The sequence below is a fragment of the Leptolyngbya sp. UWPOB_LEPTO1 genome (assembly GCF_017302695.1).
In the GTDB taxonomy this organism is placed as follows: domain Bacteria; phylum Cyanobacteriota; class Cyanobacteriia; order Leptolyngbyales; family Leptolyngbyaceae; genus Leptolyngbya; species Leptolyngbya boryana.
In genome coordinates, this window is the sequence record NZ_JAFLCJ010000043.1 from 22,423 (window position 1) to 29,333 (window position 6,911).

Annotated in this window: 5 protein-coding genes and 16 tRNA genes; all 21 read left to right on the top strand. The window is 45.7% G+C overall.

The genetic code is table 11. The features are described 5' to 3' along the window. Positions 1–11 precede the first annotated feature (11 nt). The 21 genes from J0L70_RS30745 (at position 12) to J0L70_RS30845 (ending at position 6,658) form a co-directional block, all read left to right on the top strand. A complete protein-coding gene (locus J0L70_RS30745) occupies positions 12–218 on the top strand; it encodes a hypothetical protein (RefSeq protein ID WP_287457167.1) in 207 nt (68 codons plus the stop codon). Then, positions 218–1,000, top strand: coding sequence for a hypothetical protein (locus J0L70_RS30750; RefSeq protein WP_017288432.1), 783 nt, complete (start codon positions 218–220; stop codon positions 998–1,000). Before J0L70_RS30745 ends, J0L70_RS30750 begins: the two co-directional genes overlap by 1 nt. A gap of 21 nt (positions 1,001–1,021) precedes the next feature. Continuing rightward, the gene (locus tag J0L70_RS30755; protein ID WP_287457168.1) at positions 1,022–2,536 is read left to right on the top strand and encodes a GMC family oxidoreductase; all 1,515 of its coding nucleotides are present in this window, start codon (positions 1,022–1,024) and stop codon (positions 2,534–2,536) included. A 2-nt stretch (positions 2,537–2,538) separates the two neighbouring features. Next, positions 2,539–3,861, top strand: a complete 1,323-nt coding sequence (locus tag J0L70_RS30760; RefSeq protein WP_287457169.1) for an FAD-binding protein — start codon at positions 2,539–2,541, stop codon at positions 3,859–3,861. A 334-nt stretch (positions 3,862–4,195) separates the two neighbouring features. Next, positions 4,196–4,714 carry an HNH endonuclease gene (locus J0L70_RS30765; protein WP_287457170.1) on the top strand — a complete coding sequence of 173 codons (519 nt, stop codon included), beginning with the start codon at positions 4,196–4,198 and terminating at the stop codon, positions 4,712–4,714. A gap of 406 nt (positions 4,715–5,120) precedes the next feature. Beyond that, positions 5,121–5,195, top strand: a tRNA-Cys gene (locus J0L70_RS30770). A 13-nt stretch (positions 5,196–5,208) separates the two neighbouring features. Next, positions 5,209–5,281, top strand: a tRNA-Met gene (locus J0L70_RS30775). A gap of 92 nt (positions 5,282–5,373) precedes the next feature. Beyond that, a tRNA-Glu gene (locus J0L70_RS30780) sits at positions 5,374–5,450 on the top strand. Positions 5,451–5,455: 5 nt separating this feature from the next. After that, positions 5,456–5,540, top strand: a tRNA-Tyr gene (locus J0L70_RS30785). A 3-nt stretch (positions 5,541–5,543) separates the two neighbouring features. After that, positions 5,544–5,631: transfer RNA gene (locus tag J0L70_RS30790), tRNA-Ser, on the top strand. Positions 5,632–5,644: 13 nt separating this feature from the next. Continuing rightward, positions 5,645–5,717, top strand: a tRNA-Phe gene (locus tag J0L70_RS30795). Positions 5,718–5,738: 21 nt separating this feature from the next. Then, positions 5,739–5,814, top strand: a tRNA-Asn gene (locus tag J0L70_RS30800). 5 nt (positions 5,815–5,819) lie between these two features. Next, positions 5,820–5,896 (top strand) — tRNA-Gln (locus J0L70_RS30805). Positions 5,897–5,932: 36 nt separating this feature from the next. Next, a tRNA-Gln gene (locus J0L70_RS30810) sits at positions 5,933–6,007 on the top strand. 51 nt (positions 6,008–6,058) lie between these two features. Then, positions 6,059–6,136: transfer RNA gene (locus tag J0L70_RS30815), tRNA-Leu, on the top strand. An 8-nt stretch (positions 6,137–6,144) separates the two neighbouring features. Continuing rightward, positions 6,145–6,221, top strand: a tRNA-Pro gene (locus J0L70_RS30820). A gap of 4 nt (positions 6,222–6,225) precedes the next feature. Beyond that, positions 6,226–6,298, top strand: a tRNA-Leu gene (locus J0L70_RS30825). A 4-nt stretch (positions 6,299–6,302) separates the two neighbouring features. Then, positions 6,303–6,379: transfer RNA gene (locus tag J0L70_RS30830), tRNA-Leu, on the top strand. Positions 6,380–6,382: 3 nt separating this feature from the next. After that, positions 6,383–6,461: transfer RNA gene (locus J0L70_RS30835), tRNA-Ile, on the top strand. A 35-nt stretch (positions 6,462–6,496) separates the two neighbouring features. Continuing rightward, a tRNA-Lys gene (locus J0L70_RS30840) sits at positions 6,497–6,571 on the top strand. Positions 6,572–6,583: 12 nt separating this feature from the next. Then, positions 6,584–6,658, top strand: a tRNA-Leu gene (locus J0L70_RS30845). The last annotated feature ends 253 nt before the right edge of the window (positions 6,659–6,911 follow it).

Here is a 6,911-nt window from a genome sequence, read left to right on the forward strand (position 1 = left end):
GAAGTACTCTCATGAAAACTTACACCGATTTTATTCTAGATATCACGACTCAAACCGATTTGCTTCAAGAACTCAATCTTGTTCTACCTTTTCCCGAAGCTGAGCAGATGCAATCGTGGTTTGTCAGCAAAGGTTACCATCTGGAATCCTTTGATCTTGAGATGCTTTATCAAAACCAGAATGCATTATTAGAGGCAAACGAACAGGTCAACTATTAATGCTGAAACAACTACAATCCGCTCCTACCGTCCAAACAATTTTTAACTTGAGAGGATGGAATCCGCGCCCTGTCTTTCGCGTTGAAGCAGGTTGGTTGCCTAAGATTTTCTGCCTTGCCATGCAACCTCACTGGCAACACATTCAATGTGGGGATGCCATTCAAGATCTCAAGGGGACAAGCTATTTGCTGTTTCCTGCACCTACCCCTGGTTGTTCTTACTCTGCTCATTTTGATGCAACGAGTCCTTATTTTCATGCCTTTTTTGGGGTCTATGTGATTCCATCTGTTGATGGACAGAGATTACCGCCAGAGATTTTTGCTGAACTCGGCAATCGAGATAACTTAGGTTGGCTTCGCCGCATGGGAGATCCATCTCCTGTTTCAATTCCGACCCAAATTGAAGAACTAGAACAGATTGAAACAGATAGATGGTCATTTCAAGTCACTTACAAAATGCATAGTGGTTTGGGGGATAACATGCCTCAGTCGGGTATTCCAGAGTTATTCATTGCTCCGAGCGATGCTTGGGATTCGCATCTCGATAGTTATCAAGAACTTCATCTCACGTCTTATGGTTTTATTTGGTATGAAGGCAACTATCTTGTCATGAATTTCTTTAATGGCATTGAGTTTCAAGACAAGGCAGGGCGATTCGTGAATACAATGCAAGACTATCCAGAGTTGCGATCGCAGATGGAGCGCATGGCATCTGCAATCAAAATCATCAATGATGGCACTGACTTTTCATCGCCTCCAGTCGGGAACTTCGCTGGAATCTAAAAGAACCTTGGAGTAGGCGGGATGCTACAGCAGCAGTCGTTTGACTATGTCGTAATCGGTGCGGGTTCCGCTGGATGTGTAATTGCGAATCGTCTCAGTGCTGATTCTGACACTACTGTTTTAGTCTTAGAAGCAGGAGGTTCAGCAAAGCATTCTAATATTGATCAACCGTCGGAATTATTTAGTCTTTGGGGATCTCAACACGATTGGTCTTACTTCACTGAGGAACAGCCTGGACTCTGTAACCGCCGCATCTTCATGTCACGAGGCAAAGTTTTAGGGGGATGCAGTAGTATTAACGCGATGATCTACGTTCGAGGCAGCCGTCATGATTTTGATGGCTGGAAGAACTTAGGGAATGAGGGATGGAGCTACGATGAAGTACTTCCCATCTTCAAGAAGTCAGAGAATTTTGCTGGAGATGTCTCTGATTTTCATGGAATTGGTGGGGAGATGAGTGTTCGGTACTGTCCTGAACCCACTGCCGTTTCAAGAGCTTTTGTGCAAGCAGGCAGAGAACTTGGCTATGGCGTAGATTGGGATTTTAATGGGGAGCAGCAAGAAAATGGAGCGGGCATTTATCAAGTGAATGTAACTCCAGATGGGCGAAGATGTAACGCCGCGATCGCATTTCTCAATCCGGTTCTCCACCGCTCGAATCTAACGATTCAGACACAAGTCCAAGTCACTCGTATTTTGCTAAAAGGCAATCGTGCCATTGGTGTGGAATATATTCAAGCAGGTGAAATTCAGCGAGTTTACTGCAATCAAGAAGTCATCCTTTGTGCAGGAGCGATCGACTCACCCAAACTTTTAATGCTTTCTGGAATTGGTTCTACCGCTCAGCTTAAAGCGCACGACGTTTCAGTTCAAGTCAATTTGCCAGGAGTCGGACAGAACTTACACGATCATCTGATGATGGTTTTGATGTATCGAGCTAAACAAAATCTTGAGATTCCTACTTTTCTAGGAGAAGCTGGATTATTTGTCAATACAGATGATCAGCATGAAGCACCAGATTTACAATTTCACTTCACAGGAAATATGCGTGGATTGATTCCTCAAGAATTATCGATCGAAGATTCTGTGTTTTTTTGTGCGCCAACGTTAATCAAACCTGAAAGTCGAGGTCAGATCAATTTGCGCTCTGCCAATCCGTTGGATTCAGCAAGGATTGATCCAAATTATTTGAGTTGCGATCGTGATTTGAAAGTCTTACGACAAGGGATTCAGCTTGCTCGTGAACTGGCTCATACTTCAAGCTTAATGGAGTTCAATGGCGGCGAGTTTACAGCAGATATCGATGACTTGAACAGTCTAATTCGCACTCAGGCAACGACGATTTGGCATCCTGTTGGAACCTGCAAAATGGGACAAGATGAAATGGCAGTAGTGGACTCAAAGCTCCGAGTCCATGGGGTTGAAGGACTGAGAGTTGCGGATGCCTCGATTATGCCTGTGATTGTGAGTGGGAATACTAACGCAAGCTGCATCATGATTGGTGAGAAAGCAGCTCAAATGATTCTGGATAAGTAATTATGTCTGACATTCTAGATTCACTTCGGCAAGGCATACAGGGCGAAGTTACAGATATTGTGCCTGCACAGTATCAAACTGATTTCGGAGGGTTGCGACGCAAGCAACCTGGCATTTTAGTAACAGCGCATCAGGAGAAAGATATTCTTCATGCGTTAGAAGTGGCTCAGACGACTGGAACTTCGCTAACAGTTCGAGGGGCTGGTCATTCATGTAATGGGCAGAGTCTCAATTCTGGAGGCATTCTTCTTGAAAACTTTAGTCGATCGGCTGAAGTTGAGTTCTTAGAAGATGGCTTGGTTGAAGTTTCGGGGCGAAGCTGTTGGCGTGCGGTTGAGGAATGTTTGAACCAGGCAGGCAGACAATCAGCCGTTCTGACTGATTATCTGGATTTGTCAGTGGGTGGAACGCTTTCAGTAGGTGGAATGGGGCTGAATTCGATCGCGCATGGTTTCCAAGTCGATCAAGTTCGTCGCCTGCGTTTGATTCAGCCGAATGGACAGGTTCTTTGGTGTTCTCCGCACGAGAATGAAACGCTGTTCCGCTTTGCTTTGGCAGGATTAGGACAAGTTGGCATTATTGACAAAGTCGTAATGCAGACTCAGCCCTTCTCAAAATTTACACATACTGTTAAGCGACAGCATGATAGCGTTTCTGAAATGCTGGAGTTTTTACCAGAGCTAGCTGCCCCGAACAGTGGAATTCAGCATTTCAATGGCTATATCTCTTTGAATGAGATTGCTTCTGAGTATGGTTATATGAGCCAGCAAGAGCAATTTAGTGACTCTTGTATTGCCCCTGCTTTGTATCAAGATTCAGATCAAGTCAAGAGTGAGCAAGATTTTCCCTTTCAGCTACAAGCGCGCAGAGATGTCTGGCTTTCCGCATTCCCAGATCATTTTCAGATTTGGACAGATTATATCTTTGACTATGCTAACGTAGTTCGCTTCATGGAATTTCTGGAACCTTTGATGAGAGAACAGCCTCTATCTGAAGCACTCAAAGCAATTTACATTCTCATGATTCGTCGCCCAGCAGACCATACGAATTTTGCTTTTCTTCCAGCACCGAAAGGAACATTACTCTTTAGCGTGGGGCTTTACACAATGGTGAGCCGCTGGAACCCGATGCTGCTGACCAAGACGCTTCCAGTTTTACAAATGGCACTACAACAATGTTGTGCTCTAGGAGGTCGTCCTTATCTTTATGGCTGCAATGAGATGGACGAACGGCAAAAGCAAGCGTTTTATGGTGCAGACTATCTCACCTTGCATGAGTTACGTCGTCAACATGGGTTGTCGAATTTGAATCGAGAGAGTTTCTAACGAGATTGACGATCGCTCAAAGCTGAATTGACGAAAAAATTCCCGAAATCGCCTGGACAAATTTGTAATATATCTGTAGTATGTAAATAAATCATACTACAGATACTACATCGCAATGATTTACGGCTTTTCCCATTTATGTGACTGCACCTCTGCCCCAGTTCCGGGTGTAGAAAGTGCGTGCATGTCGGAAAACTGGCTGAAAAATCATGGTGCAAAAAGCGGGCGAAATCGGGAGATTTTATCTCCAGCGTAAGGGCATTTACTCACCACCCTTTCCCCGCTTCTGGCACATCAGGAGCGGGGTTCTTTTTTAGGAGTGAAACAAACCGTCATGCAGGCAACTGAACCACATATATTACAAGCGTCGATCGTGGTTTTTTCTAAAAACTATTTACCGATCGCGCGCATCAACATCAAACGTGCAATTGTTCTGATTATTTCTGGACAAGCTGAAGCACTCGATTTTGAAGATGCTCAGCAATGGGAAGTTCGTTCTCCCAATGTTGTACTACATGTTTCTGAGCACATCCGTTTAACGGGATCGAATCCAGAACGGCATTGGAAAGTGCCAGCAGTCAGTCGCCGAGAAGTTCTCCGACGAGACAGTCATACTTGCCAATACTGCGGCAGCACCAAGCATCTGACGATCGACCATGTGATTCCCCGTTCCAGAGGTGGAAGCCATTCTTGGGATAACGTTGTGACTGCTTGTGCAGGTTGTAATTCTAAAAAAGGCGATCGCTTTTTGTCTGAACTCGGAATGAAGCTGAAAACCAAGCCAAAAGCCCCGATTCATCCCGCAATTGCCTTTGCTGAACAGTTCTGGAAGGCATCTGAAAAAAAGTTGTAGTACGCTCTTGACAACCCTGTAATACAGAATGTAGTATTAATGTAGCACGAAAGAAGACAAACCGGAGGCGACGAAATGATTCTGTTTCTAAGACATCCGCGATCGGACTCCTGGAACTTTAGCTGGGATCGACGCAGAGATCAATCAGCATCGGATCGGCGAAAACAAGCCGAAGCCGTTTCAAAAGTGCAAAGTGAAGGCTTTTTGCAACGGCGAACACTACTTTAGACTGCACTAACTTCTGAACCATGAAAACTGAATAGTTCACCCATATGATCCAGAGCAGGTAAGCCTAGCAATCTTACCTGCTTCTTAAGAGGATGTAGTTCAGCCGAGTCAAGCACTGAACTATCAAGCCAGAAATCGCAAGGTTCAAATCTTGTGCCAAATCTCGTTATCCTCGCCTGTCCGGGTAGCCAAGTGGGAAGGCGGCAAACTGCAAATCTGCTCAACAGGGGTTCGATTCCCCTCCCGGACTCCAAATTCTAAAGTTTTGCAGTGTCCTGACGGTCAGGATCTTGATTCATATCCAAGAGATTCGGGGTTCAACTCCCCGCACTGCGACCAAACACGTTGGGATGGTGTAACGGTAACATTTCGGTCTCCAAAACCGACGATCTGAGTTCGAGTCTCAGTCCCTTCGCCAAATCAAATTTCATGGTGCTGTAGGCAAATTGGTAAAGCCACAACTCTTTCAAAGTTGCGTTTGCGGGTTCAACTCCCGTCAGCACTGCCAAATCTGGGTCGATATCCAAGTCTGATCAAGGAAGCCGTCTGTAAAACGGTTGCGCAAGCATCGTTGGTTCAAATCCAACTCGACCCACCAAATGGAGAGGTCACCATTGGCAAGGCAAGTCGTTTGCTAAACGATCGAGGTTTAATCCCCTCTGTGGGTTCGACTCCCACTCTCTCCGCCAAACAAACTTTTAAGGGAATGTAGCTGAGTTGGTTTTAGCATCAGATTGAAGCTCTGAGGACGCGGGTTCGATCCCTGCCATTCCCATCCTGAAATCTTCAGGAACATTGCCCCATAGCTCAACTGGCAGAGCATCCGACTGTTAATCGGAGGGATGTAGGTTCAAATCCTACTAGGGCAGCCAATCAATGCCGAGTGGACGACTTGGAAAGTTGCTATGACTCTGAATCATGGAGATGTTGGTTCAAATCCAACCTCGGCATCCAAACTATTCAAATCATTCAGATCATTCAAATCGATAGTGGGAAGTACGCAAATTAGGTAAAGCGATCTGTCTTTGAAACAGATGGTTGAAGGTTCGATTCCTTCCTTCCCAGTCGGGAGGCATGAAATGCTTTTGGGTCAGCACTTCTATCCTCCTGTCTTTTGCTCCTGTAGCCCAACTGGTAGAGGCAACTATCTCAAAAATAGTTCATGTATGAGTTCAAATCTCATCAGGAGTACCAAACACGATCGGGGTATGGCGCAATTTGGTAGCGCGGCGACTTTGGGAGTCGAAGGTTGTGGGTTCAAATCCTACTATCCCGACCAATTCACCCTTGTAGCAGAACGGAATATGCACTGGTCTTAGAAACCAGGTTTTGTGGGTTCGACTCCCACCAGGGGTACTGTGCTCTCGTGGCGAAACGGTAAACGCCTCCGTTTGAGGGACGGAGTTTATGCAGGTTCAAGTCCTGTCGGGAGTACCAAATGCACCGAAGGCAGGGATTGGTCTACGCGCACGCCTGATGAGCGTGTTACTAGCAGGTTCGAGTCCTGCTCGGTGTACCAAATCTCTAACGAATCTCTAACAACTATCTAACAATGGGTGTTTGGCAGAACGGCTATGCAACTGGCTTTTAACCAGTCTGACACAGGTTCAACTCCTGTAGCACCCACCAATTTAGAACAATGCCCCTGTGATGCAATTGGTTAGACATCGCTCGCTTAAAACGAGTGTCTTGCTGGTTCGAGTCCAGTCGGGGGTATAGCGGAGATAAAGCTACGGTGCGCTTTTCAGTCTCATAAGCTGAACTTTACCAGGTTCAACTCCTGGCTCCGCGTCCAAATGCTGATGTAGCTCAATTTGGCAGAGCAGCTACCTTGTAAGTAGCTATTAACCTGGCAATCGAAGAGAATGCAGAAGTAAGGAGAGAATTGCTAGAATCGAGACATGAAGAAACCCGATGCTCGACTGCTGAATCCAACTACCCAAAATTACCTGAGACAACAAGCGATTCG